Origin of the sequence: Collinsella sp. OF02-10, assembly GCF_003463445.1 — a bacterium.
In the GTDB taxonomy this organism is placed as follows: Bacteria; Actinomycetota; Coriobacteriia; order Coriobacteriales; family Coriobacteriaceae; genus Collinsella.
Map to the genome: position 1 here is coordinate 70,376 of NZ_QSCW01000004.1, position 26,430 is coordinate 96,805.

Below are 26,430 nucleotides of genomic sequence, written 5' to 3' on the forward strand. Positions count from 1 at the left end.
AAGAGTGTCCCCAACGACTAGACAAAAAATGACTAGTCATTGAGGACGTTCTTAAATGACTACTTTACAGCTCCAGCGCCTCGGCAACCTCGGCCGCGCAGGCCAGGGAGTCTGCCATGGCGCTCACCACGAGCGAGCTGCCGTTGCGGGCGTCGCCGGCCACATACACCGGCGCGGCATCCGCAGCAACGCCATCCACGCGGGCTGCAAGGTGCGAGCCCTCGGAAGCCATCACGGGCAGCGGGCGGCCCGCCGTAGCAACAGGCACGCCGACGGCATCGAACACGCTGCGCTCCGGACCCGTAAAGCCGCAGGCGATGAGCACCAGCTGGGCCGGCACCTCGTGCTCGGAGCCCGCAATGCGTTCGGGCTTGCCGGCCGACCAGTCCAGATCGACCACGCGCAGACCCGCGGCCGCGCCCTTCTTGTCCAGCAGCACCTCGAGCGTATCCACGCCCCAAGCACGCATCTCGCCGCCCATGGCAGCGATAGCCTCCTGCTGACCGTAGTCGGTCTTCTTAACGTTGGGCCACTGCGGCCAGGGGTTGCTCGCCGCACGCTTATCGGGCGCGGCCGGCAGGAACTCAAACTGGCGGACGCTGCGCGCACCCTGACGCACCGCGGTACCCACGCAGTCGTTGCCGGTATCGCCGCCGCCAATGACCACGACGTCCAGGCCGCGCGCCTCAATAGCGGGCTCACCGCCGTCGAGTACCGACACAGTCGAAGCCGTCAGATAGTCCACGGCATACACCACGCCTGGGGCATCCACGTTCGTAGCCGAAAGACCGCGGGGCGCACGAGCACCGGCAGCCACCACAACGGCGTCAAAGCCATTGAGCTTGGCCGCCACCGCAGGGTCCGTCACGTCGGCACCCAGCTCAAACACAATGCCCAACTCGCGCATAAGTGCCACGCGACGCTCGACCACAGACTTCTCGAGCTTCATGTTGGGAATGCCGTACATGAGCAGACCGCCCGGGCGGTCGTCGCGCTCAAACACCGTCACGCGGGCGCCGCGACGCGCAAGCTCCCATGCAGCCACCAGACCAGCCGGGCCGGAACCAACCACGGCAACCGTGGGTGCGCCCTCCCCTGCCGGCTCAAAGCGACGCGGACCGCCGTTGGCCCACTCATGGTCGCTGATCGCACGCTCGTTGTCGTGAATCGTCGTGGGCTGGCCGTCGACCGAGCCCAGGTTGCACGCGGCCTCGCACAGTGCCGGGCACACGCGACTCGTAAACTCAGGCATGGGCGAGGTGAGCGACAGACGCTCGGCAGCCTCGTCCCAGCGGCCGCGGTACACCAGCTCATTCCACTCGGGAATCAGGTTGTGCAGCGGGCAGCCGCTCGGGCGTGCCTTGCCAAAGCTCGCGCCCATCTGACAAAACGCCACACCGCACATCATGCAACGGCTCGCCTGGGCACGACGTGCGTCGTCGTCGAGCTCCACGTACAGCGGATCGAAATCGCGGCTGCGCTCCTCCACGGGGCGAAGCTCGTGGGCCACGCGATCGATATCAAGAAAAGCACCGGGCTTACCCATGGCACTTACGCCTCCTTCTTGGTCGAAGCAACAGAGCTGGCGGCGGCGGGCACAGCACCCGCAGCATCGAAGCGAGCAACATCCGCGGCGCTCGCGCGACCGGTCACAATGTCAAACGCCAGCTCCTCTGCCTGCGCATGTGTCTTGCCCACGGCCTCGGCCCCAGCGACAATCGCCAGCACGCGCTCGTACTCGGTCGGAATGACCTTCACAAAGTGCTTGCTCATCGTCTCAAAGCTGTAGAGCAGCTTAATGCCGCGCGGGCTCTGCGTCGCGTCCACGTGCTCCTGGATGAGCGCACGAATCTGTGCCAGCTCGCCGGCCGTCGGGGCCTTGAGCTCAACGCTCTCGTGGTTCACGCGGGCACTGAGCGTGCCGTACTGGTCAAAGACGTAGGCCACGCCACCCGTCATGCCAGCGGCGAAGTTCTGCCCGACCTCGCCCAGGACGAGCGCCAGACCACCCGTCATGTACTCGCAGCCATGGTTGCCGCAACCCTCGACCACCACCGTGGCACCGGAGTTGCGTACGCCAAAGCGCTGGCCTGCCAGGCCGTTAATGAAGCCGCGACCGCTCGTGGCGCCAAAGAACGCAACGTTGCCCACGATGATGTTCTCGTCGAACTTGTAGGTCGCATGCGGGTTGGGGCGCACCGACACCTCGCCGCCCGAAAGGCCCTTGCCAAAGTAGTCGTTGGCGTCGCCGCACACGTTGAGCGTAATGCCACGCGGCAGGAACGCGCCAAAGCTCTGACCGGCCGAACCATCGCAATCGACGGTGATGGAGCCGGCGGGCAAGCCCTCGGGATGTGCCTTGGTCACCGCGTTGCCCAGGATGGTGCCCACGCAACGGTTGACGTTGGCGATATCGGCGCGGAAGCGAATCGGACGCAGGTGCGCACGGGCATCGGCCGTATAGGGCACGAACAGCGTGGAGTCGAGCGTCTTGTCGAGCTCGCTGTCCGCGGCCATCTGCGGCAGGAAGTGACGACCGTCGGCACCCGGGATATGGGCACCGAACTCGCAGGTCGCGCTCGCCAGCACGGGCGACAGATCGAGCAGGTTGGCCTTACGGTTGCCCGGGACCTCAATCTGGCGCAAGCACTCGGGATGGCCGACCATCTCGTCGACGGTGCGGAAGCCCAGGCTCGCCATGACCTCGCGCAGTTGCTCGGCAACAAAGAGCATAAAGTGCTCGACGTGTTCGGGCTTGCCGCGGAAGCCGCGACGCAGGCGGCAGTTTTGCGTGGCGATGCCGGCGGGGCAGGTATCCTGCTGGCAGTCGCGCTGCATGAGGCAGCCCATCGAGATGAGCGGCATGGTCGCAAAGCCAAACTCCTCGGCGCCCAGCAGGCAGGCGACGGCAACATCGGTGCCGTCCATGAGCTTGCCGTCGGCCTCGAGCACCACGCGCGAGCGCAGGCCGTTTTGCAGCAGCGTCTGCTGGGCCTCGGCAAGGCCAAGCTCCAGCGGCAGACCGGCGTGCCAGATCGAATCGCGAGCAGCGGCACCCGAGCCGCCATTGTGGCCGCTGATCAAGATCTTGTCGGCAGCGCCCTTGGCCACACCGGTGGCGATGGTGCCGACGCCGGCCTCGCTGACCAGCTTGACCGACACGCGTGCGCCAGGGTTGGCGTTCTTAAGGTCAAAGATGAGCTCGGCCAGGTCTTCGATGGAGTAGATGTCGTGATGCGGCGGAGGCGAGATCAGGCCGATGCCGGGCGTAGACTGACGGACCTCGGCAATCCAGGGGTAGACCTTCTTGCCGGGCAGGTGGCCACCCTCGCCGGGCTTGGCGCCCTGGGCCATCTTGATCTGAATCTCGAAGGCGCTGCACAGGTAGCGGCTCGTCACGCCAAAGCGCGCACTTGCCACCTGCTTGATCGCGGAGTTCTTGGAATCACCGTTAGCCAGCGGGGTCTCGCGACGCGGATCCTCACCGCCCTCGCCGGAGTTGGAACGGCCGTGCAGGCGGTTCATGGCGATGGCCATGCACTCGTGCGCCTCTTTGCTGATGGAGCCATACGACATGGCGCCGGTGTTAAAGCGGCGGACGATGTTGAGTGCGGGTTCGACCTCGTCGAGTGCCACCGGAGTGCGACCGCTGGCATCAAAGTCCAGCAGGTCGCGCAGGCGCACGGCGCGGCCGGTGCGGTGCAGGCGGGCGCTGTACTCCTTAAAGGTGTCGTAGCTGTCCTCACGGCAGGCGGTCTGCAGCAAGTAGACAGTCTGCGGATCGATGAGGTGATCCTCGCCGCCGAGCGGGCGCCACTTGGTCAGACCCAGTGTGGGCAGCTGATCGGGAGCCGGGCTCTTAAGGATAGCGAGCGCGGCGTCGTAGCGCTCGTTTTGCTCGCACTCAACGTCCTCGACACCCATACCGCCCACACGGCTCACCGTGCCGGCGAAGTACGCGTTGACGAACTCCGGCGTAAAGCCCACGGCCTCGAAGATCTGCGCCGAATGGTAGCTCTGCACCGTGGAGATGCCCATCTTAGACATGATGGAAACGATGCCGGCGGTCGCAGCCTTGTTGTAGTTGGCGATGCCCTGCTCGACCGTCACGTCCAGGTCGCCGCGTGCCGCCAGATCGCGGATGCACGCATGTGCGTTGTACGGATAGATGCCGCTCGCGGAGTAGCCCACCAGTGCCGCAAAGTCGTGCGGGGACACGGCGTCGCCGCACTCCACCACGATGTCGGCAAAGGTACGCACGCCAGCGCGAATCAGGTGGTTGTGCACACAGCCCACGGCGAGCAGCGACGGCACGGGCACCTCGCCCGCAGCGGCACGATCGCTCAACACCACAATGTTCACGCCGTCGCGGACCGCAGCCTCAACGTCCTCGGCAAGCTGTTTGAGCGCAGCCTGCAGCGCGCCCTCGCCGGCATCGCGGCGGTAGACGGCACGGAAACGACGGGTCTTAAAGCCAACACGGTCGATGGCACAGATATGCTCGAACTCTTCCTCATTGAGCAATGGGCGCTCCAAGCGCACCAGCTGACAGGCCGTGCGGGAATCCTCGAGCAGGTTGCCGTGGTTGCCCAGGTAGAGCGTGGTCGAAGTCACCATGTGCTCGCGCAGGGCATCGATCGGAGGATTCGTGACCTGAGCGAACAGCTGATAGAAGTAGTCAAAGAACGAACGCGTCTTCTTGGACAGGCAGACCAACGGCGCATCGATACCCATCGAGGCGAGCGGGGCCTTGCCCTGCTGGGCCATGGGGCGCACGACCTCGTCAACATCATCCCAGTGATAGCCGAGCTTGGCCATGCGCACGGCGGCGGGCACCTCGGCATCCTCGGCGGGCGCGGGCGCGGCGGGCTCATCGAGCGCGTCGACGGTCAGTGTCTCCTCGGCAATCCAGTCGCGGTAGGGCTTCTCCTTGGCATAGCGGGCGCGCAGCTCGTCGTTGTAGATCACGCGGCCGCGGGCAAAATCGACCTCGAGCATCTGGCCCGGTCCCAGGCAGCCGCTCGTCAGGATGTTCTCGGGGCTCACCTCGATGGTGCCCACCTCGCTTGCCAGCATAAAGCGGCCATCGCGCGTCACGTAGTAGCGGGCGGGGCGCAAGCCGTTGCGGTCGAGGGCGGCGCCCAGCGTGCGACCGTCGGTAAAGGCGATGGCCGCCGGGCCGTCCCAGGGCTCCATGAGCATGGACTGGTAAGCGTCGTAGGCGCGGCGCTCCTCACTCAGGCTATCGTTGTGGTCCCACGGCTCGGGCAGCAACATGGACGCGGCACGCGTGAGCGGGCGACCGTTCATGACCAAGAATTCGAGCACGTTGTCCAGAATCGCGGAGTCGGAACCCTCGCGGTTGATGATGGGCATCACGCGCTCAAGATCGTGCTGCAGCACGGGGCTGTACAGGTTGGGTTCGCGGGCGCGAATCCAGTTGACGTTGCCCTTGAGGGTGTTGATCTCGCCGTTATGGATGATAAAGCGGTTGGGGTGCGCACGCTCCCAGCTGGGCGTGGTGTTGGTGGAGTAGCGCGAGTGGACGAGCGCCACGGCCGTTTTGACGGCGGCGTCGTTGAGGTCGATGAAGAAGCGGCGCATCTGCGTGGCGACCAGCATGCCCTTGTACACGATGGTGCGCGAGCTCATGGAGCACACGTAGAAGATCTTGTCTCGCAGGGCAAACTCGGCATCGGCCTTCTTTTCGATGGTGCGGCGGCACACGTACAGGCGACGCTCAAAGGCATCGCCGGCGGGCGTGTCGTCCGGACGGCCCAGGAAGGCCTGCAGGATAGTGGGCATGCAGGCGCGGGCCGTCTCGCCCAGGTCGTGCGGGTCGACGGGCACCTCGCGCCAAAAGAGCAGCGGCACGCCGGCCTCGGCACAGCCCTCCTCAAACACGCGGCGGGCATCCTCTACGCCCTTGTCGTCCTGCGGGAAGAACAGCATGGCCACGCCATAGTCGCCCTCTGCCGGCAGAATCTGACCGCACTTTTGAGCCTCTTTACGGAAAAAGTGATGCGGAACCTGGAACAGGATGCCAGCGCCATCGCCGGTATTCTTCTCGAGTCCCGTGCCGCCGCGGTGCTCCAAGTTGACCAGAATGGACAGTGCGTCGTCCAGAATCTGGTGATGGCGCTCACCGTTGATATCGGCAAGCGCGCCGATGCCACATGCATCGTGGTCGAATTCGGGGCGATAAAGGCCCTGCTGCTGAGCGGAATCTGCCTGCATCGCGATCCTCCCCTAGATATTTAGACAGTCAGTTGAATAGGCATAGTAGGAGCATCGTCGGCCCGTTGTGTTTCCCACCCGTTTCGAAACAATCGCGTAACGCACACCTTACGAGTGGGCACCGCCGACCTCAAGGGCGAAAACATAGGCCCCAAGTTCGGCCTGCAAACTCACCTCTTCAAACATCTCAATCTGTAACAGTAAGACCCAATTTCGACGACTAACTGTTACAGATTGAGATGTTTTCGAGAGACGGCTCCGAATGTCTCAATCTGTAACATGAAGGGCCGGTTTTTGCAGCTAACTGTTACAGATCGAGATTTTCCATAGGACCATTTCTTCCTGTCTCGATCTGTAACACCTAGGCCCAATTTCCATCCCTAGTTGTTACAGATCGAGACATTTCGGCAGCCCCCTTTCACCATCCCATTCAAATACAACAATTTTGTTAGTCTTGGTTAACTTTTAAGCTTAAAACGGGTATCCTTTGCGGCGTCAAGCAAACGGCACGCACACCGTGCCAGATCAAGGAGGCCCCTATGGCGCACCAAGCAGACCAGCAGACGATGCAACTCGTCCTTATCCGTCACGGAGAGTCCGAGTGGAACAAGCTCAACCTGTTCACCGGCTGGACCGATGTCGAGCTCACTGACACGGGCCGCGAAGAGGCGGCGGCAGGCGGCCGCGCCCTCAAAGAAGCCGGTTTCGACTTTGACGTCTGCTACACTTCGCGTCTCAAGCGCGCGATCCACACCCTCAACATCGTGCTCGGCCAAATGGATCGCGAGTGGCTGCCCGTCATCAAATCCTGGAAGCTCAACGAGCGCCACTACGGAGCGTTGCAGGGTCTCAACAAGGCCGATGCCGCAGCGGAGCACGGCGACGAGCAGGTGCTCATCTGGCGCCGCTCCTTCGATGTCTGCCCGCCGGCACTCGAGCCGGACGACGCGCGCGATCCCCACACCCAGGAGCAATACCGTGATGTCGCGCCCGATCAGCTGCCCTATACCGAGTGCCTCAAGGACACGATCGCCCGCGCCTGGCCTTATTTTGAGGATGAGATTCGCCCCCAGATGCTCGCCGGCAAGCGCGTACTCATCGCCGCACACGGCAACTCCCTGCGCTCACTCGTCATGAAGCTCGAGCACCTCACGCCCGAGGAGATCCTCAAGGTCAACATCCCCACCGGCGTGCCGCTCGTCTACACCTTCGATACCGATTTCAATGTCCTCGACAAGCGCTACATCGGCGACCCGGCGACCATCGCCGCCAAGATCGACGCCGTGGCCAATCAGGGCAAAGCGCACAAGTAGCTCCAACCCAAATCCGACGCGTGGCGCCGCACGACCCAGATGCGACGTCACGCCGCCCATACGCAGGAGCGCACCATGATCAACCATCTCAAACATCATTTTGGCCCCCGACGCACTGGTGGTCACGGAGGCCTAGACATTGCGCGGCATATCGGCCCTGGGCTGCTCGTGACCGTCGGCTTTATCGATCCGGGCAACTGGGCCTCCAATATGGCCGCGGGCTCGCAGTTTGGCTACGCGCTGCTGTGGATCGTCACGCTGTCCACGATTATGCTCATTGTGCTGCAGCACAACGCGGCACACCTGGGTATCGCCACGGGCGCCTGTCTTGCCGAGGCCACGACCCGCTTTCTCCCCCGCATCGTGGGACGCACGGTACTCGCCAGTGCCTATCTCGCGACCATCGCCACCGCCATGGCCGAAGTCCTGGGCGGTGCGATCGCGCTCCAGATGCTCTTTGGGCTGCCCGTGCGCGCGGGCTGCGTCATCGTGGCGGCAGTATCGATGGCGATGCTCATGACGAGCTCCTACAAGCGCGCCGAGCGATGGATTATCGCCTTCGTAGGCGTGGTAGGACTCTCGTTTTTGGCCGAGCTTGCACTGGTCAAGGTCGACTGGCCGCAGGCCGCCGCAAGCTGGATCACACCCAGTATGCCCAGCGGCTCGGCCGCGATTATCGTGAGTGTCCTGGGTGCGGTCGTTATGCCCCACAACCTCTTCCTGCACTCCGAGGTCATCCAATCCATGCACTTCGAAGGCCAAGGCGAGAAAGTTATCGAAGAGCGTCTACGCTACGAGCTCTTCGACACGCTCTTTTCGATGGGCGTGGGCTGGGCAATCAACTCGGCCATGGTCATCCTGGCCGCAACGACCTTCTTTGCGCACGGCATTGTCGTAGACGACCTCGCCGTCGCAGCGGCCACGCTCTCCCCCATCTTAGGCCCGGCGAGCTCGACCATCTTTGCGGTAGCGCTGCTGTTCGCGGGTCTCTCGAGTAGCGTGACAGCGGGCATGGCGGCGGGCACCATCACCGCGGGCATGTTCGACGAGGAATACGACATCCACGACCGGCACTCATCGATTGGAGTGGCGGTCTGTTTCGTCGGCGCAGTGGCGGCGTGCCTGATCGTCCCGAATCCTTTTGAGGGTCTCATCTGGAGTCAGGCACTGCTGTCGCTTCAGCTGCCGATTACGGTCTTTGTGCTCATACGACTCACCAGTTCGTCCCGCGTCATGGGCAAATACGCCAACTCGCACCCACTTAACGCGTTGCTCGTAGGGATCGGTGCCGTCGTGACGATTCTCGATGTCGTGTTGTTGACAGGGATGTAATGGGACGGGGTACCTACCCAGGCAAACGTCTCAATCTGTAACATCTAGACCCGCTTTTGATATCTAGATGTTACAGATTGAGATCATTCCGAGGGACAGCTCCGTTTGTCTCAATCTGTAACACGTAGACCCCGTTTTCACTGCTAGATGTTACAGATTGAGATCTTCTGCCGGACGGTTTTGGTTTGTCTTGATCTGTAACAAGTAGACCCGTTTTGAGCCGCCGCATGTTACAGATTGAGACAAACGGTCGGCCGACTCACAACAGACAGGATCGGCTAACAGCAGCCGTGATCCCTTGGGGACGGAGGAAAAGGGCCCCGGCCGGGATGACCGACCGGAGCCCTTGGACAGAGCTATGTTCGGCTGTTTGCCGTGTGTCTGTGAGCTACTCCTCGACGAGCTCAAACTGATCGGGACCGACGCCGCACACCGGGCACACATAATCCTCGGGTAGCTCGGGCGTATCGACCTCAACCTCGTAACCGCAAACGACGCACACGAACTTATACGTCTTCTTCTCCTCAGCCATGATGTTCTCCTCTCGAACGTGACTGGTGATGTACTTCGCTTATTAGTATATGTTCTCAATAATATAATGCAAGTGTTTTTAAAACATTTCTAGCCTTGATACGAGGACGCCTTCGGAGGCGTCTTGCCCTTCAGGACCTTATGGTAGTAGTCGTAGGTCAACGGCGTCTCGTCGCTCAGGCGCTCGGCGTCCTCGACCTCGCCGATAAACAGTAGATGCGTGCCCACATCCACAGTGTCGATCAAACGGCAGCTAAACAGGGCCGCCGCGTGCTCGGGCACATAGGGCATGCCCAGAGCCGTCTCGCGGGTCTCGTATTTGGCAAACTTGTCGTAATCGCTGCTGGTGCGGAACCCAAAGTTACCGATGTAGAGCATATCGGCGGTCTGATCGATCACGGTCAGCGCGAACGCTTTGGCCGATGCGATGACACCCGAGGTGACGTTGTCCTTGTTCACGGCAATCGAGATGCGCGGCGGCATGGACGTCACCTGCACCGCAGTGTTGATGACGCAGCCGGCGCGCAGCCCGTCTGCCGCGGCGCTCACCACATACAGACCGCTCGGCATGGTAAAGAACGCAGTTTTGTCCATAACAATCACTCCCCTAACGCGGGTTGGAACCTCATGGATGTATGTACCCACAAAAAAGGCGGCGCCCACAACGGACACCACCTTTGAGACATATGTGTCAAAACAGTATAAGCAAGATGAGACACCCGCAGCTGCGGTGAAATAGGGACTGAATAGCCCCTCAAACAGGCAAAACAGTCCGTATTCCACCGCAACTTATATAGAGCGCCTAGCGGTTGCGTTCCTTGAGGGCGCGGTCGATCTCGCGTTGGACATCACGCTTGGCCATGTCCTCGCGCTTGTCGTAGAGCTTCTTGCCGCGACCCAGGCCCAGCAGCAGTTTTACGCGACCGTCGGTATTAAAGTAGAGCTCCAACGGAACCAGCGCATAACCACGGTTGCGAAGTTTGCCGTCAAGAAAGTCGATCTCCTTGCGGTGCAGCAGCAGACGGCGCCGACGGTCGGGATCGCGATTCCACACGCCACCATGGCTATAAGGGTGGATATGTAGGCCGACGAGCCAGCACTCCCCGCCACGAATCAGTGCAAAGGTATCGGTAATCTGGCACGCGCGCTCGCGAATCGACTTGACCTCGGTACCGCTCAGCTCAATACCGCACTCAAACGTCTCATCGATAAAGTACTCGTGATGTGCCGAGCGATTCTTGGAAATGAGCTTGCGCTCGCGCTTACTGGGCATCGCCGGCCTCCTTGGCGCCATCGGCGTTTGAGCCCGCAGCCTCGCGCTTTGCCCTGCGCTCGGCATTAAGCTCGGCATCGCTCTCGCGCACCAGCTTGATAATCGCCGCGCATGCCTCCTCGCCCACCAGGTCGCGGGCACGGACCGTCAGACGCGTAGCCTCCTGCTTGTCGCCGTCGCTTGCAGCATCGGTCGCGCACATGATCAGGCAGATGGCGATCTCGGCCGAAGGCGAGGTCGGCACGCCCTGCAGGGCGAGCTCACCCATCACATGGTCGTCACTCTCGTCCGCGGCATCCGGATAGGTGGTATGGATCTTGTTGAGCAGGCGTGTCGTATGCGCATCATTGGGCGCCAGGCGCAGCGCCAGACGCGCGCAGCCCACGGCAGCCGAAATGTTCTCGGTCTCGGGCTCCAAGAAGTACTGACCCAAATTGGTGTAGGCGCGTGCGGCGCACTTACCGTCGCTCGCGCGCTCCAGCACCGAGAACGAGAGCGATGCCCACTCCTGCTTGTCCTCGAGCGCGCGGAACAGCTCGGCCAAGTCCAAGCGATAGTTGCAGTTCATGGGATCCCAACGCACGGCCTGCATCAGGGCATTCCGAGCACTCACATAATCCTGCTGGCGAATGTAGGCAAACGCCATGTCGGAGTACAGGCGGTCAAAGGGAACCTCGACCTGCACCAGCTCGCGCGGATCCTTCTCCACGCGGCGATAGGCCAGGCGCTCAAACTTGCTGTCGAAGCTAAAGTACTGGCGCTTCTCCTCCGTCTTGCACTCAGCGTCGATATACTCCTCGGCGAGCTCCACCAGACGCTCAAGCAGCGGCGTCGCCGTAGCCAGGTCGCCCTGCGCCAGATAGTTCTCGGCATACGTGATGTCTTCCAAGCTGATAGGCAGGTCCATGACAACTCCTCGGTCCGGGCGGCAGACTCAACGCGCGCCTTAAATATCGGTCAATACACAAAACCCGGGTCTCTTACGAGGCCCGGGCGTTCAATTTTGGTAGCCCGTACCAGATTCGAACTGGTGATCTCCGCCTTGAGAGGGCGGCGTCCTAAACCGCTAGACGAACGGGCCATATGTAGCAAATGCAATGGCTGGGATGGAGGGAGTCGAACCCCCATTGACGGAACCAGAATCCGCTGTCCTGCCATTAGACGACATCCCAATGACTGCATCGCTGCGCTCGGCTGTGCCTTTGCGCAAGAAAGAAATATACGGGAAGTACCGCCGTGACGCAAGCCCCAATTTTGACTTTTTTAAAATTCAGTCAAATTGGCCTAATTTAGTCCAACCCGTGAAGGACCTGTGAAGCCGACCGCCGTACACGAAGGGAAAAACGCAGCGAGCGGTAGCCGTCAACCGTTGGCAGATTCTACCGCGAAAACGATAGCACCAGGCAACACAATCGAAGTATCAATGATCACGTAGATATCGAGGCGCCATGGACGAAGAGCTTGATTACCTATGGGAGACCCTGGGCCTCGAGATCACTGCTGACCTTTGGCCCGAACGGGACAAAATCCATCCCACTCTGCGCCCCGCCATCACGGTGATGCAGGCAAACTACCGCCGTGCATCCTTTTTGATCATGCGGATGTCATGGCACGCGGGACTCCCCGACCTTAAGCGAATCCAGGCAAGCCTCGTCGAGCTGTCCGGTATGCCGACTGTCATATCCGAGGCGCACCTGGAGCAGCGACAGCGCGAGCGACTGCAACAGCAGCGGATTCCCTTTATCTGCCCCGGCGTTCAGGCATATCTGCCCTTTATGGACGAGGAGTACTGGAGCGGCAAGCCCAACAAGCACGTAAAGGTCTACGATCCGCACGAATGGGCACAGCTCGATGATTGAGCCGAGCGAGCCCGCCGATGGAAAACACGTCCCACCCTGAGCACTCAAAACGGGTCGCACTTTCCGCAGCCGCTACAGCAACGCCTCGACCCAAGCCGATTCCCTAAAGCCGGGAATCGCAAAGTCGTCGCCCACCAACAGCGGACGCTTGACCAGCATGCCGTCGGTCGCCAGCAGCTCGTAGCACTCCCGATCCGTCATGCCCGCATCTAGACGCGCCTTCAGGCCCAGCTCTCGATATTTCATGCCCGACGAATTAAAGAAGCGCCGCACCGGCAGTCCCGAACGAGCAATCCAGGTCGCAAGCTCATCAGCCGTGGGATTGTCCAAAACGATATCGCGGTCGATATACTCTACCCCGTGTTCGTCCAGCCATGCCTTGGCCTTCTTACAGGTCGAGCACTTGGGATATTCAACAAACAGTACCGCCATGGGATTTCCTTTCTTAGAGAAAACAGGTGTCCGGAAAACTGCACATCGACGACCACTCGCGATTGCAGCCGTTATTGTAGCCAATGTCGAAGCATAGGCAGTCGCGATGTCTCGTCTTAAGGCTAGCGCCTCGCATGGGCGCCGATCGGCCGAGTCGCATAGCGCACCAACGCCGCTGCCAGCAATACCAACAGCATGGCGGTGACATAGCCCGCAGCATCGAATCCTAAATCGATAACGTCGAAATGCCTGCCGGGAACAAAGATCTTATGTACCTGATCGCCAACGGAGCAGACGGCGCAAAAGAGCAACACGGGCACGCAACGGGAGCATACGCTCCAAGGACGCCTGGAAAAGCAAACCACGACCACCGAGGCGAACAATCCGACGAAGAAAAACTCTACGGTATGGGCAACGCGACGGACGTTCGTGCCCACCCACATGCGAATGGAAGCAAGTCGGCCAGACCGGACATTCGAAGCAGCCGAATCGGTGCCCCCGGTCATCCCGTTCTCGGTCTGAGCTTCACCCGCGACATCGGCAGCCTGTACGCTCGTAGCCTGACCCTCCACCACACGCGCGGTGGACTCGCTCAGCAACGACGTCTCCACCGCATTTTGCTCCGTCAGCACCCAGATGCCCGCCAGCGTTGCAGCGAACAGAACGATCGCGGTCCATCCGATTATTTGTTTTACGCGCGCCAAGGGCCTACCTCCTTTTTTGAATATCAGCGAGTGTAGCCCCAAATGACATCGCCATCGTATCAAAATTTGAATCGCAACAGGAAGCGACAAAGCGACGCAAACCCCTACCCCGCCTCGCGCATCCAGCGATCAAACGTCCCCACGCACACGCCCAGGCACTTTGCTGCCTGGCTGCGGGTAATATCGCCCGCCTCATAGCTATCGCGTACCAGATCAAACTGAGGAGGGCACGGCTTGCGAGGTCGACCGAAACGGACCCCTCGCGCCCGCGCCGCCGCAATTCCCTCCGCTTGGCGCCGATGGATATTCTCGCGCTCCACCTGCGCCACGTAGCTCAGCAGTTGCAGCACAATATCGGCAATCAGGGTGTTGGTCACATCCGGCGTGCCGCTGGCCCTGGCGCGCGTGTCAAGCAATGGCATGTCCAACACCACAATGGCAACCCCGAGCTCCTTGGTAATGCGTCGCCATTCCTCAAGAATCTCGGAGTAATTACGACCAAGTCGGTCGATAGAAAGCACCACTAGCACGTCCCCGTCTCCCAGGACGTGCAGCAGCTCGCGATAACGCGGTCGATCGAAGTCCTTGCCGCTCGCATGGTCGGCATAAATATTCGCCGAGCCCACGCCATAGGCGCCCAGCGCATCCAGCTGCCGATTAAGATTCTGATCGCGCGAACTCACCCGCGCATAACCATACACCGTCGCCATCTCATCCCCGCTTTCTTGTAAACCTGCCAAAAAGGGACAGGTTTATTATGGTAGGTTTTACCTCTCCAATAGCAGGCAAGCAGGCGGCCGAGCAGACGGCAAGATAGCCACGATTCAAATGCGAAGGGCGGTCCCGAAAGGCCGCTCTCCGCCCCCACACCATGAGTCGGAATTTGACTAATGGATAAGCTTAAAGTCCAAGTGCCCGCGCGTGGTATTGACGCGTGAGACCTCGATGATCACACGCTGCCCCAGTTCATAGCGGGTCCCCGTGTCGACACCTGTGAGCGTGAGCGCGTCCTCGTCAAACTCGAACCACTCGTTGCCCAGGCTCTTGATCGAAACCAAGCCTTCGACCTGTGTCAGGTCCAAGCGTACGAACAGGCCCATACTGCTGACCCATGAGACCGTTCCGGCATAGCGCTCGCCCAGGCGATCCTCATAGTACTGGGCAATCTTAATCTTTTGCGTCGCATGGCTGGCGGCATCGGCCGCACGCTCCGCATCGCTGCACGCACGGCAAATCTGCGGCAGAATGCGCGGCAGCGACTCGCGACCTTTGCCGATGAGCCGCGGCGTGCGCACCAAGGCGTCCTTGCCGCCGAGCTGCTCATAGGCCAACTGCAGTTTGAGCACGCGGTGCACCACCAGATCGGGATAGCGACGGATGGGACTCGTAAAGTGACAGTAGCACGACGCGGCGAGCGCAAAGTGGCCCTCGTTGCGCGGCTTGTACAGCGCACGCTGCATGCTGCGCAGAAGCAGCGTGTTGACGAGCGGTGCGCTTGCCGTACCGGCGGCAGCATCAACTGCAGCCTGCAGCTCATCGGGACTCCCCAGGGCAATACCGGCAGCACGGCGATCGTCGATGATGCCCAGCTGCGCCAGCGCAACGGCGGCACCGTGCAGGCTATCGGGGCTCGGATCCTCATGCACGCGATAGCAGGCCTCGATATCACGGTCTGCCAGCCACTCTGCAACGCACTCGTTGGCGAGCAGCATGGCTTCCTCGATAAGCGACGTGGCACACGAACGCTCACGCGCCACAATCTGCACGGGTACTCCGTCCTCGTCCAATAGAGCGCGAATCTCGGCCGTGTCAAAATCGACTGAGCCGCGGACGCGACGAATACGACGGCGAAGTTCGGCGAGTTCGTTGGCGGCGACAAGGAAATCGCCGAGGTCGACGTTATAGCCGCGAGCAGTTTCCTCGCACGCAAGACCGCGCTCAAGCGCCTCCTCGCGCGAGGCCTCAGCAGCCGCAACATCCTCAGCGGCGCCTTCCAGCACCGAATACTCAACCGCGTCGGCACGCACCAGCAGCGCCTCGGCGCCGTCATAGTCCATACGCACGCGCGAGCGAATCACGCTGGGGTACGGATCGTAATGCCGCACGCGACCCTGCTCATCGAGCTCGATATCGACGGTAAACGCAAGACGGTCCTCGTCAGGGCGAAGCGAGCATAGGTCACAGGACAGGCGTTCGGGCAGCATGGGAAGCACACGATCGGCCAGATACACCGATGTCGTACGATGGCGAGCCTCAAGATCGATATGCCCGTCCCAAGCCACATAGTGTGAAACGTCGGCGATATGCACACCCAGCTTGTAGCCACCCTCGGGCGTACGCTCCAGCGAAATGGCATCGTCAAAGTCGCGCGCGTCGACCGGGTCGATCGTGATGACAAAGCGGTCGCGCAGATCGCGGCGGAGCGGGTCCTTAAGCGCCGCGGACACATCGAGCGAAAGCCCCTCGGCCTCGTCCAGCGCGGCCTCGGGATAGCTATCGGTATAGCCGTAACGCGCCATCACGTATTGAACGCCCAAATCGGGCGCGTCATCTCCGCCAATGCGGCGTTCGATCGTCACGGTGCCCGATTCCAGGCGCGTCGGGTAGGTCAAAATGCGCGCGACAACGGCATCACCCGGGTGGACGCCCAGACGATCCGCCGAGGTATCCTCGGGCAGAATGAAGAAGTCGGCCTTCAGGCGCGAATCGAGCGGCTCGATCACACCGAGCGGACCAGCGGTCTGGTACGTACCCACCACGCTTATGGCTGCGCGCTCAACCACGCCTTCGATCACGGCGCGCCGCTCACCGTGCGGGCTGTTCTTAATGCTCACGGCAACGGTATCGCCATCCATGATCTCGCGCTTACCGCGGCCCATAACCTTGTAGTCGCCGCTCTCGGTTATGACATAGGCGCCATGCTCATGGAGCTGCACGCGCCCGGTCAGGCTCGGACGGCGTTCGCTGCGCACCGGCCCACGCTTATTGCGAGCACCGCGCTTATGCTTGTTATTGCGCCCCATGGCGCCTCCTTGCTATCGATGACGAACTCCAAAGAGTCTACCCAAATGATTCGCTTTCCTGCCGTCCCCTAGAGATCAAAAAACGGGCCGCCCCATAAGAGACGACCCGTTGGAAGGGATGAATTCCAGACATGCCTACACGCGCAGGTAGCGGCGCATGGCTATGGCAGAACCAAAGAGACCGATAATCACGCCGACCAGAATCAGCGCAGCATAGGTCACCAGGTAGTACTGCATCGGCAGGGCAAACGACATCCAGCCGATGCTCTCCTGCAAACGCGGAATCATCAGATTGCGCAGCAGCTCCAGAACGCCGATGGAAAGCAGCGAGCCCAAAATGGCCTGCAGTACGCCCTCGGTGATAAACGGACCACGAATGAAGCCGTTGCTGGCGCCGACCAGACGCATAATCGCAATCTCACGACGACGCGCCGTGATGGACAGGCGAATCGTGTTGTTGATGAAGATGAATGCGATAAAGGTCAGAAGGCCAACGAGCACCACGGCGGCGATGCGAATGTAGTTGGTCACCTGGAACAGGCGGCTCACTTCCTCCTGGCCATACAGTACGCTCGCGTTGACGTCGCCGTCGTCCGCGATCTTTTGGAAGTCGGCATTCTTCTTGAGCTTCTTGGCCGTGCTCTCGACCTGAGACGGATCGTCCATCTCAATCGCAAACGAAGCCGGCAGCGGGTTCTGGCCATCGAGCGCGCTCATGGTGGCGTCGGCGTTGCCCGACATCTTGCTCGTATACTCGGCCAGCGCGTCGTCCTTGTCCTTATAGGTCACGGACTTGACGTTATTCCATGTCTTAAGCTCGGCCTCAAAAGCCTGAACATCAGCCTGATCGGCGTCATCGCTAATGAACGCGTTGATGACAACCTGATCCTCGACGGTGCCGATCACGGAGTTCAGCATCGCGGAGCCCATGATGAACAGGCCGATGATAAACAGCGAAAGGAAGATCGTGATGACGGCGCCGAGCGAGGTAGTCCAGTTACGGAAGAAGTGGCTGATTGCCTCTTTGAAGGAGTAGCCCACGTTAGTTGGTGCCATAGTTGCCGTAACCTCCCCTCTCCTGGTCGCGGATAACGTGGCCGCCCTCGAGGGCGATCACGCGACGGTGCATGCTATCGACCATCTCGCGGTCGTGCGTGGCGACGATCACGGTGGTGCCGGTGCGGTTAATACGCTCGAGCAGCTTCATGATGCCCAGCGAGATCGCCGGGTCGAGGTTACCCGTGGGCTCGTCGCAGATCAGCAGCGGCGGACGGTTGACCATAGCGCGGGCGACGGCAACGCGCTGCTGCTCGCCACCGGAAAGCTGGTCGGGCAGCGAGTCCATCTGATCGGCCAGACCGACCAGACGCAGCACCTCGGGCACCTGGCTGCGAATGACGCCCTTGGGCTTGCCGATGCACTGCAGGGCAAACGCCACGTTTTCGTAGGCGGTCTTTTGCGGCAGAAGCTTAAAGTCCTGGAACACAGCGCCAATCTGGCGGCGCAGGAACGGAACCTTGCGGTTCTTGATCTTCATGAGGTCCTGACCGGCAACCAGGATGCGACCGCTCGTCGGCTTGACGTCGCGGTTGAGCGTCGACAGCAGCGTGGTCTTACCCGAGCCGGAGTGACCGACCAGGAAGACGAACTCGCCCGGATAGATCTCGATGTTGATGTCGTCGAGTGCAGGCTTGTTGGGCTGTGCCGGATAGATCTTGGTGACATGCTCCATAAGGATGACGGGCTCGACACCGGCCTGCTTGGCCATCTTCTTGCGGCTGGCCTGCGGATCGATGGGCGCAAACACCGACGTAAAATCGGGGTTGTTGAGCGCGTTATCGAGGCTTGCGACCTCGGCTGCCTGATCGCTCTCGACCACCGGGGCAGCAGGCTGCGTGGGATCGGGAATAGCGGCAAAGAGACCGGACTGCGCAGGCTGAGGAACCGGCGTCGCGGGGGCCATGGGGTCGGGAATGCCGGCCATGGTAGGCTGCGGCGTGGCGGCGCCAGCCTGAGGCTGCTCCACGCGAGCAGTCACGGCCTGAACGGGCTCAAAACCCGCCGTGCCGGAAAGCGCGACATCGCTGGTGGGATTGTAGGCAAAGGGATCGGATGCCGGCTGTGCCTGATCTGCCGGCTGAGTGGGGGCCTGAGCAACAGGCTGGCCCTCTGAATCCGGAGTGGCGAAACGACTGCCCTGGACGCCTGTCTGCGTCTTGGGGGCATCATCGCCCGCACCGGAGGTACGGAAGTGGTTACCCACTGGTGCTCCTTATCGTCGTGCGTTTAAACTACATGAGCGCTTTGTATTTTAGCAGCATTAGCTTTACTGCACATAAGAAGCATGGCGGGGTTTGGGTCTCACCGGCCGGGCGCAGGGTTACCTCCCAAATCGTCCTCGCGCATGGCCGGCATTTGTCCTGCTCCTGCGGAGCTGCGGACAAACGCCGGCCTGCGCTGCGGAAAGATTTGGGAGGTAACCCTGCGCCCGGCCTGCGGCTACTATGGGGCCGACGCACCAACTTGAGATGCTGCGCATACAAAGTTGGAAGGGTCTGAATTGCACTTTGTTGGGATGGGCCCGTTTCCCCATGGGAACTTTGCTTGGCAGGACTCTAATTTAAATTCAGCATAAACAGGGGCGCCCTCTTTGAGGACGCCCCTGTTCTGGCTTGTTTGCGGTTGTCGACGCGATACTTTGCCTCGTCTTGCCTTATGCCAAGAACTCCTTGGTGGTCGCCACGATGTTGGCGGCGTCCAGGCCGTACTTGTGCAGGAGCTCGGCACCCGGGCCGGACTCGCCGAAGGTGTCGTTGACACCGATCTTCTTGAGCGGCGTCGGGCACTGCTCACACAGGACGTCGGCAACGGCGCTGCCCAGGCCACCGATCACAGAGTGCTCCTCGACGGTCACGACGTGGCCGGTCTTGGTGGCGCTCTTGACGATCAGGTCGGCATCGATGGGCTTGATCGTGTGCATGTTGATGACCTCGGCGTCGATGCCCTCGGCAGCGAGCTGCTCGGCGGCCTCGAGAGCCTCGCCGACCATCAGGCCGCAGGCGATGATGGTCACATCGGCGCCCTCGCGCATGACAATGCCCTTACCCAACTCGAACTTGTAGGTCTCGGGGTCGTTAATAACCGGCGAGGCCAGACGGGCGAAGCGCATGTACACCGGACCGTCGCACTCGTAGGCGGCGCGCGTCACGGCGCGGGCCTCGACGTCGTCGGCAGGAACGATAACGGTCATGCCGGGGATGACGCGCATCAGGGCGATATCCTCGCAGCACTGGTGTGTGGCACCGTCCTCGCCCACCGAGATACCGGCGTGCGTGGCACCGATCTTAACGTTGAGGTGCGGGTAGCCGATGGAGTTGCGGACCTGCTCAAAGGCGCGACCGGCAGCGAACATGGCAAAGGTACTCGCGAAGGCAACACGACCAGTGGTCGCGATACCGGCGGCGACGCCCATCAGGTTGCTCTCGGCAATGCCCACATCGAAGAAGCGGTCGGGGCAAGCGGCCTTAAACTTACCGGTCTGCGTGGCGGCGGCCAGGTCGGCGTCGAGGACCACAAAGTCATCGTGCTCGTTGGCGAGCTCGACGAGGGCCTCGCCGTAGCTTACACGCGTGGCGATTTTCTTGACGTCTGCCATCCTAGAGCTCCTCTCCGGCGGCCGTGAGCTCTGCCATGGCCTGCTCAAACTGTTCATCGTTGGGGGCCTTGCCGTGCCAGCCAACCTGGTTCTCCATAAAGGACACGCCCTTGCCCTTTGTGGTCTCGGCGATAATGGCGGTCGGCTGCCCCTTGGTGGCGCGAGCCTCGGCAAAGGCGGCGCGGATCTGGTCGAAGTCGTTGCCGTCGGCGAGCTCAACCACGTGGAACTTGAACGCGCGGAACTTGTCGGCGAGCGGCATGGGGTCGTTGACCTCCTCGACGGGACCGTCAATCTGAAGGCCGTTGTGGTCGACGATCACGCAGAGGTTATCGAGCTGCTGGTTGCCGGCAAACATGGCGGCCTCCCAGACCTGGCCCTCCTCGCTCTCGCCATCACCCAGCAGGGCGTACGTGCGATAAGTATCGCCCCAGTGCTTGGCGGCAACGGCCATGCCCACGGCGGCGGAGATGCCCTGGCCGAGCGAACCGGTGGACATGTCAACGCCCGGAGTGTCGTTCATGTTGGGATGACCCTGCAGGTGGCTGCCGATGTGGCGCAGCGTCTCAAGATCCTCCTTGGGGAAGAACCCACGCTCGGCGAGCACAGCGTACAGACCAGGTGCACAGTGGCCCTTGGAAAGCACAAAGCGATCGCGGTCGGCCTTGCGGGGATGGGCCGGGTCGACGTTCATTTCCTCAAAGTACAGATAGGTCATGATGTCGGCAGCGCCGAGCGAACCGCCCGGATGGCCGGACTTGGCAGCGTGCACGCCGGTGACGATGCCCTTCCTTACCTCGTTGGCAACCTTTTTGAGCTCTTCGTCGCTCATTGTGCCTTCCTTTCATCCTCATTAGACAAAATGCGCACGGCACCGAAGGTAATCCCAACACAGCCGCAATGCACGTACGTCATTCATTATGCTGGAAACTGATGGCTTTACCAGAGTTTTTATCATTATTTGAACAATTTAGCAGGCAGAACCGCTGATGAAACGGTTTATCAATGTGAACGTCTTTTGGATGGGACGCGGTCGGCCCTACGCGCTAATGTCCTTGAATCCCTCGCCGAAAGCTTCCGTAACGTCGGCGACCGTCACAATGGCGTGAGGATCGCGCTCGCGCACGATCGTCTTGAGGGTATTGAGCTCTCGACGGTTCACGATGACCATGATCACCGGCTTCTCGGCACCCGAATACATGCCAGTCGCCTTAAACTTGGTACAACCACGACCCAGGCCATACATGATATCGGCAGCGATATCAGGGAACTTGTCCGAGATGATGAGTACCATACGGCGTTTGTTGCCACCATCGACCACGGCATCGATCACGTAGCCGCTAATGACCATCGAAAGGCCTGCATATAGTGCATTTTCGATTGAAAAGACCGGAGCCGACAGCGCACATACGGCAACATCGATCGCCATGACGGTCGAGCCCACGGGCAGCGAGGTATTACGCGAGATGATTTGGCCAATCGTGTCCGAGCCGCCGGTGTTGGCGCCGGCGCGCAGCACCATGCCGTAACCGATGCCTGTAATAATGCCGCCCCACATGGCAGGGAGCATCAGGTCCGCATCCGCCAGAGGTGCTACAAACGGGGCGAACAGATCGGTAAAGAAGCCCAGCAGCACAAAGCCCGTCGCGGTCTGCACCACGTAGAACATGCCGCCCTCGCGCATAACGACCAGCAACAGCAAGGCGTTCATCACAATCGTCTGAATACCAACGGGAAGCGATATGCCGCGCGATGCGCCGACCGCCTGGATAATGGTGGCAAGGCCCGTAACACCACCGGCAGCAAGGCCGTTGGGAATCAAAAACAGGTCGGTCGCAATAGCGGCCAGAGCGCACCCCAACATAATCTGGGGCAGGTCGTGAAAGAAGTTCATCGATAGAATGCGCTTGATGTCCAGACGATATGCCATGCTACCTCCCTCAAAAAAGCGCACCCAAACGGATGCGCTTCGAACTTCTTGCTGTATTCGATTCTACCGATTCGCCGAACAAAAACCACCCCTGCGCAGGGTTTGCTTTGGATACAAAACCACCCTGCTCGGAGGGTTTTATCCATTTCCACATAAACCGGGCGGTTTATGCAGATGGGATCTCTGCGTCAGCGTTGCCAGTGGCCCAGCGATGGTAGCCAATAACAAACGGGTCCAGGTCGCCATCGTCAAGAACTGCCTCGACGTTGCCGGTCTCAACGCCCGTGCGTAGGTCCTTAACCATCTGATACGGGTAGAGCACGTAGCTGCGGATCTGGTTGCCAAAACCAATCGTGGTTTTGGGTCCGCGAATCTCATCCAGGGCCTCGGCGCGCTTCTCGAGCTCAATCTCGTACAGGCGAGCCTTGAGGATCTGCATGCACGCGGCCTTGTTCTGGATCTGGCTGCGCTCGTTTTGGCAGGTGACCACAATGCCGCTGGGGAAATGCGTCACGCGCACGGCGGAGTCGGTGGTGTTAACGCCCTGACCGCCCGGGCCGCTCGCGTGGTACACGTCCACGCGGATGTCATCGGGACTGATTTCGATGTCGATATCATCGGGTAGCACGGGGATGACCTCGACGCCGGCAAACGTGGTCTGGCGGCGCTTCTTGTCGTCGGTGGGGCTAATGCGAACCAAGCGGTGGACGCCGGCCTCGGCGCGCAGCATGCCAAATGCGTCCTTGCCCTCGACGGTAAAGGTCGCGCGGTCGATGCCGATGACCTCAGCAGCGGGGCAGTCGTTAATCGTGACCTTCCAGCCGCGACGCTGGCAGTACTTCATGTACATCTTAAAGAGCATGAAGGTCCAGTCCTGGGCCTCCAGACCACCCTGTCCGGGCTTGATGGTCACAATGGCATCGCCGTGATCGAACTCACCGGTAAACCAGCTCGAAAGCTCAAGCTCATCGATGGCACGGGCCAGGCGCTCAGCCGTGGCTGTAGCCTCCTCGCGAAGGGCGGCGGCATCGGGGTCATCCCCCATCTCCTCGGCAAGCTCCAGCGCGGCGCGGGCATCGGAAAGCTCGCCGCGCGCGTTGTCCACGGCAGCGATATCTTCCTTGGTGCGCGCGATTTCCTCCATGGTGGCACGGGCGGCGTCGGCGTCATCCCAAAAGCCGGGGGCCACGCTTTTGGCCTCGAGCTCGGTCACGCGCGTGCGCTTTTCGTCCAAGTGGAGATACGACTCGACCTCGCCGAGCCGGTCCGCAAACGCGTCCAGCTCGGCGGGCGTTACCTCTAAAGCCTCTGCCATTAACGATTCCTGCCGTGGCAGTACTTAAACTTCTTGCCGCTACCGCAGGGGCACGGGTCGTTGCGGCCCACGTTGACGTACGGATCGTCGCTCTCGGACTTGCGATAGGTGGTCACCTTGCCACCGTTGTTGACGGCAGCCGGACCACCCTGGACAGCCGTGCGGGCCTGCACCTGCGCCTGCTTGCGCAGCACCGAGTCGCCGTTGTCACCATCGACCTCGGCAGGACCGGAGAAGTGCGCACCCTCGAGCGCGGGCTCCTCCTTGTGCTCCACGGCACGCGGGGCAGCCTTGATCTCGATGCGCAGAACCGTGCGCAGGTAATCCTCGTACATGGTGTCGACGAGTATCTGGAACGCGCCGTAGGCCTCGGTCTTGTACTCGACCAGCGGGTCGCGCTGGCCAAAGCCGCGCAGGCCGATGCCGGTCTTGAGGTAGTCCATCTCCTGCAGGTAGTTCATCCAGCGGGTATCGATGACGCGCAGCATGACCTGGGTGTTGAGCTCGCGCATCAGGTCCTCGCCCAAGCGCTCGGCCTTCATGTTGTAGCACTTCTCTACGTAAGCCAGGACATCGGCAGCCAGAGCCTCATAATCCTCGTCGGGGAACTTCGGCGTATCGATGTGGCCGGTGAGCTCTACAACCCACTTGCGCAGGCCCTCCAGGTCGCGCTCGCCATCGTGACTGTCCTTGGTGCAGAACTCCTGCACGCAGCGGTACACGGTATCGTGCATGACCTCGGTGATGTGGTCGGTCAGATCCTTGCCGTCCAGAATCTTATTGCGCTCGGCGTAGATGACCTGGCGCTGCTTGTTCATGACGTCGTCGTACTCAAGGACGCTCTTGCGCATGGAGAAGTTGATGCTCTCGACCTTGTGCTGGGCGCTCTTGACAGCCTTGGAGATGATCTTGTGCTGGATGGGCATATCGTCGCCCATGTCAGCCGTGACCATCATCTTGGAGACGCGGTCCATCTTGTCGCCGCCAAACAGACGCATCAGATCGTCCTCGAGCGACAGGTAGAACTGGGTCTCGCCCGGATCGCCCTGACGGCCGGAACGGCCGCGCAGCTGGTTGTCGATACGGCGGGACTCATGGCGCTCGGTGCCGATAACGGTCAGGCCGCCGGCGGCAAGAACGCGCTCGCGCTCGGCCTTGCAAGTCTCCTTGGCCTCGGCGTTAAACTGCTCAAGCTGCTCGGGCGTTACGTCCTCCATGGTCAGGCCCTCGTACTCCAGGCGCTCGCGCACCAGCTCGTCGGGGTTACCGCCCAGCAAGATGTCGGTACCGCGGCCGGCCATGTTGGTAGCGATGGTCACGGCGCCATAGCGACCAGCCTGGGCAACGATATGGGCCTCGCGCTCGTGGTGCTTGGCGTTGAGGACCTCGTGCGCGATACCGCGCTTCGTGAGGGCGGCGGACAGCTTCTCGGAGCTCTCGATGGAGACGGTACCCACCAGGACCGGCTGGCCCTTAGCGTGACGACGCTCAACGTCGTCGGCAACGGCGTTGTACTTAGCCTGAATGGTGCGGTAGACCAGGTCCTCGTGGTCCACGCGCTGCACGGGCTTGTTGGAGGGGATGACCTCGACGGGCAGCTTGTAGATCTCGCGGAACTCGGCGTCCTCGGTGAGTGCCGTACCGGTCATACCGGAGAGCTTGTCATACAGGCGGAAGTAGTTCTGCAGGGTGATGGTCGCCAGCGTCTGGTTCTCCTCGCGCACGAGCACGCCCTCTTTGGCCTCGATGGCCTGGTGCAGGCCCTCGGAGTAACGGCGGCCTTCCATAATGCGGCCGGTGAACTCGTCGACGATCTTGACCTCGCCGTTGGTGACCACATACTGCTTGTCGCGGTGGAACATGTACTGGGCCTTCAGCGCCTGCTGCAGGTGGTTGACCAGCTGGCCGGAGAGATCGGCATAGATGTCATCGATACCCAGGCGGCGCTCGATCTTCTTAAGACCGCGCTCGGTGGCAGCGATGGTGTGCTTGGCCTCGTCCATGACGTAGTCGCCCGTGGGTTCAACGTCCTCGGTGGCGGTAAGCATGTCGTGCGACACGTCCTCGCCGCGCTCAAGGCCACGCACGGCACGCGCGAAGTCCTTGTAGGTACTGGCGGACTTGGTGCCAGCGCCCGAGATGATCAGCGGGGTGCGAGCCTCATCGATCAGGATGGAGTCAACCTCGTCGACGATGGCGTAGTTGTGGCCGCGCTGCACGCGCTGCTCGGGACGGGTAACCATGTTGTCGCGCAGGTAATCAAAGCCGAACTCGGAGTTGGTGCCGTAGGTGACGTCGGCCTGGTAGGCCGGGCGCTTGAGCTCGAGCGGCATGTTGTTCTGGAGCAGACCGACGGTCATGCCCAGGTACTTATAGATGCGGCCCATCCACTCGGAGTCGCGCTTGGCAAGGTAATCATTGACAGTAACGACGTGCACGCCCTTGCCGGCAATAGCGTTGAGATAGCCAGCCAACGTGGAGACGAGGGTCTTACCTTCGCCGGTCTTCATCTCGGCGATGTGGCCCTCGTGCAGTGCCATGGCGCCAATGAGCTGCACGTCAAAGTGGCGCATACCCATGGTGCGCTTGGAAGCCTCACGCACGGTGGCAAAGGCCTCGGGGAGCATGTCGTCAAGCGACTCGCCGTTGGCGTAACGCTCGCGGAACTTATCGGTCTGGGCGCGGAGCTCCTCCTCGGTCATCTTCTCAAACTGGGGCTCAAGACCGTTGATCTGGTCGACGATCTTGTAGTAGCGCTTAAGGTCCTTATCGGATCCAAAGGACAGCAGCTTTGACATGAATCCCATGTTGTTTCCTTTTTGGCCA

20 protein-coding genes and 2 tRNA genes are annotated in these 26,430 nt (G+C 61.2%); 3 read left to right on the top strand and 19 right to left on the bottom strand.

What is annotated here, in order from left to right; genetic code table 11:
- Nucleotides 1–64: 64 nt before the first annotated feature.
- Together DXA43_RS03265 and gltB are read right to left on the bottom strand one after the other, a co-directional pair.
- Nucleotides 65–1,546, bottom strand: a complete 1,482-nt coding sequence (locus DXA43_RS03265; protein WP_117806255.1) for a glutamate synthase subunit beta — start codon at nucleotides 1,544–1,546, stop codon at nucleotides 65–67.
- A gap of 5 nt (nucleotides 1,547–1,551) precedes the next feature.
- Nucleotides 1,552–6,237: a glutamate synthase large subunit gene (gene gltB, locus DXA43_RS03270; RefSeq protein WP_117806256.1), complete on the bottom strand. Its 4,686-nt coding sequence runs from the start codon at nucleotides 6,235–6,237 to the stop codon at nucleotides 1,552–1,554.
- 566 nt (nucleotides 6,238–6,803) lie between these two features.
- On the opposite strand from gltB, the gene gpmA reads away from it, so the two are divergent.
- Nucleotides 6,804–7,550, top strand: coding sequence for a 2,3-diphosphoglycerate-dependent phosphoglycerate mutase (gpmA, locus tag DXA43_RS03275; RefSeq protein WP_199580041.1), 747 nt, complete (start codon nucleotides 6,804–6,806; stop codon nucleotides 7,548–7,550).
- A gap of 75 nt (nucleotides 7,551–7,625) precedes the next feature.
- Complete coding sequence (locus DXA43_RS03280) at nucleotides 7,626–8,882, top strand: Nramp family divalent metal transporter (protein ID WP_117806258.1); 1,257 nt, start codon at nucleotides 7,626–7,628, stop codon at nucleotides 8,880–8,882.
- A gap of 388 nt (nucleotides 8,883–9,270) precedes the next feature.
- On the opposite strand, the gene DXA43_RS03285 is transcribed toward DXA43_RS03280, so the two are convergent.
- The 6 genes from DXA43_RS03285 to DXA43_RS03310 form a co-directional block, all read right to left on the bottom strand.
- Nucleotides 9,271–9,414: a rubredoxin-like domain-containing protein gene (locus DXA43_RS03285; protein ID WP_055251878.1), complete on the bottom strand. Its 144-nt coding sequence runs from the start codon at nucleotides 9,412–9,414 to the stop codon at nucleotides 9,271–9,273.
- Between the two features lie 89 nt (nucleotides 9,415–9,503).
- Nucleotides 9,504–10,007 (bottom strand): flavin reductase family protein, encoded by a 504-nt coding sequence (locus DXA43_RS03290; RefSeq protein ID WP_117806259.1) that lies wholly within the window; start codon nucleotides 10,005–10,007, stop codon nucleotides 9,504–9,506.
- 208 nt (nucleotides 10,008–10,215) lie between these two features.
- The gene (gene smpB, locus DXA43_RS03295) at nucleotides 10,216–10,686 is read right to left on the bottom strand and encodes an SsrA-binding protein SmpB (protein WP_006235325.1); all 471 of its coding nucleotides are present in this window, start codon (nucleotides 10,684–10,686) and stop codon (nucleotides 10,216–10,218) included.
- Nucleotides 10,676–11,593, bottom strand: a complete 918-nt coding sequence (locus DXA43_RS03300) for a hypothetical protein (protein ID WP_117564212.1) — start codon at nucleotides 11,591–11,593, stop codon at nucleotides 10,676–10,678. Before DXA43_RS03300 ends, smpB begins: the two co-directional genes overlap by 11 nt.
- Before the next feature lie 97 nt (nucleotides 11,594–11,690).
- A tRNA-Glu gene (locus DXA43_RS03305) sits at nucleotides 11,691–11,767 on the bottom strand.
- Nucleotides 11,768–11,784: 17 nt separating this feature from the next.
- Nucleotides 11,785–11,858 (bottom strand) — tRNA-Gln (locus DXA43_RS03310).
- Nucleotides 11,859–12,134: 276 nt separating this feature from the next.
- Here DXA43_RS03310 and DXA43_RS03315 point away from each other — a divergent pair.
- Nucleotides 12,135–12,545, top strand: coding sequence for a hypothetical protein (locus DXA43_RS03315; protein ID WP_089572222.1), 411 nt, complete (start codon nucleotides 12,135–12,137; stop codon nucleotides 12,543–12,545).
- A 72-nt stretch (nucleotides 12,546–12,617) separates the two neighbouring features.
- Here the strand turns inward: DXA43_RS03315 and DXA43_RS03320 are convergent, their stop codons facing one another.
- From DXA43_RS03320 to secA, 11 genes are all read right to left on the bottom strand, one after another.
- Nucleotides 12,618–12,977: an arsenate reductase family protein gene (locus DXA43_RS03320; RefSeq protein ID WP_089572223.1), complete on the bottom strand. Its 360-nt coding sequence runs from the start codon at nucleotides 12,975–12,977 to the stop codon at nucleotides 12,618–12,620.
- Between the two features lie 122 nt (nucleotides 12,978–13,099).
- Entirely contained in the window at nucleotides 13,100–13,681 is a 582-nt protein-coding gene (locus DXA43_RS03325) for a VanZ family protein (RefSeq protein WP_158564932.1), read from the bottom strand.
- A 104-nt stretch (nucleotides 13,682–13,785) separates the two neighbouring features.
- On the bottom strand, nucleotides 13,786–14,391 hold the full coding sequence (locus DXA43_RS03330; RefSeq protein ID WP_117773343.1) for a recombinase family protein: 606 nt from the start codon (nucleotides 14,389–14,391) through the stop codon (nucleotides 13,786–13,788).
- Between the two features lie 177 nt (nucleotides 14,392–14,568).
- Complete coding sequence (locus tag DXA43_RS03335) at nucleotides 14,569–16,704, bottom strand: ribonuclease R family protein (protein ID WP_117806261.1); 2,136 nt, start codon at nucleotides 16,702–16,704, stop codon at nucleotides 14,569–14,571.
- 135 nt (nucleotides 16,705–16,839) lie between these two features.
- Nucleotides 16,840–17,760 (bottom strand): permease-like cell division protein FtsX, encoded by a 921-nt coding sequence (gene ftsX, locus DXA43_RS03340; protein WP_035137414.1) that lies wholly within the window; start codon nucleotides 17,758–17,760, stop codon nucleotides 16,840–16,842.
- Nucleotides 17,747–18,967, bottom strand: coding sequence for a cell division ATP-binding protein FtsE (gene ftsE / locus DXA43_RS03345; protein WP_117759469.1), 1,221 nt, complete (start codon nucleotides 18,965–18,967; stop codon nucleotides 17,747–17,749). The genes ftsX and ftsE overlap by 14 nt, the downstream gene beginning before the upstream one ends.
- A 450-nt stretch (nucleotides 18,968–19,417) precedes the next feature.
- Nucleotides 19,418–20,359: a transketolase family protein gene (locus tag DXA43_RS03350; RefSeq protein ID WP_006235309.1), complete on the bottom strand. Its 942-nt coding sequence runs from the start codon at nucleotides 20,357–20,359 to the stop codon at nucleotides 19,418–19,420.
- Nucleotide 20,360: 1 nt separating this feature from the next.
- Nucleotides 20,361–21,191 carry a transketolase gene (locus tag DXA43_RS03355; protein WP_117746563.1) on the bottom strand — a complete coding sequence of 277 codons (831 nt, stop codon included), beginning with the start codon at nucleotides 21,189–21,191 and terminating at the stop codon, nucleotides 20,361–20,363.
- A gap of 207 nt (nucleotides 21,192–21,398) precedes the next feature.
- Nucleotides 21,399–22,289, bottom strand: coding sequence for a YitT family protein (locus DXA43_RS03360; RefSeq protein ID WP_117746564.1), 891 nt, complete (start codon nucleotides 22,287–22,289; stop codon nucleotides 21,399–21,401).
- Between the two features lie 166 nt (nucleotides 22,290–22,455).
- The gene (gene prfB, locus DXA43_RS03365; protein WP_117806262.1) at nucleotides 22,456–23,604 is read right to left on the bottom strand and encodes a peptide chain release factor 2; all 1,149 of its coding nucleotides are present in this window, start codon (nucleotides 23,602–23,604) and stop codon (nucleotides 22,456–22,458) included.
- Nucleotides 23,604–26,411: a preprotein translocase subunit SecA gene (gene secA, locus DXA43_RS03370; RefSeq protein WP_117806263.1), complete on the bottom strand. Its 2,808-nt coding sequence runs from the start codon at nucleotides 26,409–26,411 to the stop codon at nucleotides 23,604–23,606. Before secA ends, prfB begins: the two co-directional genes overlap by 1 nt.
- Nucleotides 26,412–26,430 lie beyond the last annotated feature (19 nt).

Coding starts and splice junctions, on each gene's coding strand:
- DXA43_RS03290 (WP_117806259.1), bottom strand. CDS start 10,007: ATGGACAAAACTGCGTTCTTTACCATGCCGAGCGGTCTGTATGTGGTG.
- DXA43_RS03280 (WP_117806258.1), top strand. CDS start 7,626: ATGATCAACCATCTCAAACATCATTTTGGCCCCCGACGCACTGGTGGT.
- DXA43_RS03285 (WP_055251878.1), bottom strand. CDS start 9,414: ATGGCTGAGGAGAAGAAGACGTATAAGTTCGTGTGCGTCGTTTGCGGT.
- DXA43_RS03355 (WP_117746563.1), bottom strand. CDS start 21,191: ATGAGCGACGAAGAGCTCAAAAAGGTTGCCAACGAGGTAAGGAAGGGC.
- DXA43_RS03335 (WP_117806261.1), bottom strand. CDS start 16,704: ATGGGGCGCAATAACAAGCATAAGCGCGGTGCTCGCAATAAGCGTGGG.
- DXA43_RS03350 (WP_006235309.1), bottom strand. CDS start 20,359: ATGGCAGACGTCAAGAAAATCGCCACGCGTGTAAGCTACGGCGAGGCC.
- DXA43_RS03320 (WP_089572223.1), bottom strand. CDS start 12,977: ATGGCGGTACTGTTTGTTGAATATCCCAAGTGCTCGACCTGTAAGAAG.
- secA (WP_117806263.1), bottom strand. CDS start 26,411: ATGGGATTCATGTCAAAGCTGCTGTCCTTTGGATCCGATAAGGACCTT.
- DXA43_RS03360 (WP_117746564.1), bottom strand. CDS start 22,289: ATGGCATATCGTCTGGACATCAAGCGCATTCTATCGATGAACTTCTTT.
- DXA43_RS03300 (WP_117564212.1), bottom strand. CDS start 11,593: ATGGACCTGCCTATCAGCTTGGAAGACATCACGTATGCCGAGAACTAT.
- prfB (WP_117806262.1), bottom strand. CDS start 23,604: ATGGCAGAGGCTTTAGAGGTAACGCCCGCCGAGCTGGACGCGTTTGCG.
- DXA43_RS03330 (WP_117773343.1), bottom strand. CDS start 14,391: ATGGCGACGGTGTATGGTTATGCGCGGGTGAGTTCGCGCGATCAGAAT.
- DXA43_RS03315 (WP_089572222.1), top strand. CDS start 12,135: ATGGACGAAGAGCTTGATTACCTATGGGAGACCCTGGGCCTCGAGATC.
- DXA43_RS03265 (WP_117806255.1), bottom strand. CDS start 1,546: ATGGGTAAGCCCGGTGCTTTTCTTGATATCGATCGCGTGGCCCACGAG.
- ftsX (WP_035137414.1), bottom strand. CDS start 17,760: ATGGCACCAACTAACGTGGGCTACTCCTTCAAAGAGGCAATCAGCCAC.
- gltB (WP_117806256.1), bottom strand. CDS start 6,237: ATGCAGGCAGATTCCGCTCAGCAGCAGGGCCTTTATCGCCCCGAATTC.
- smpB (WP_006235325.1), bottom strand. CDS start 10,686: ATGCCCAGTAAGCGCGAGCGCAAGCTCATTTCCAAGAATCGCTCGGCA.
- gpmA (WP_199580041.1), top strand. CDS start 6,804: ATGCAACTCGTCCTTATCCGTCACGGAGAGTCCGAGTGGAACAAGCTC.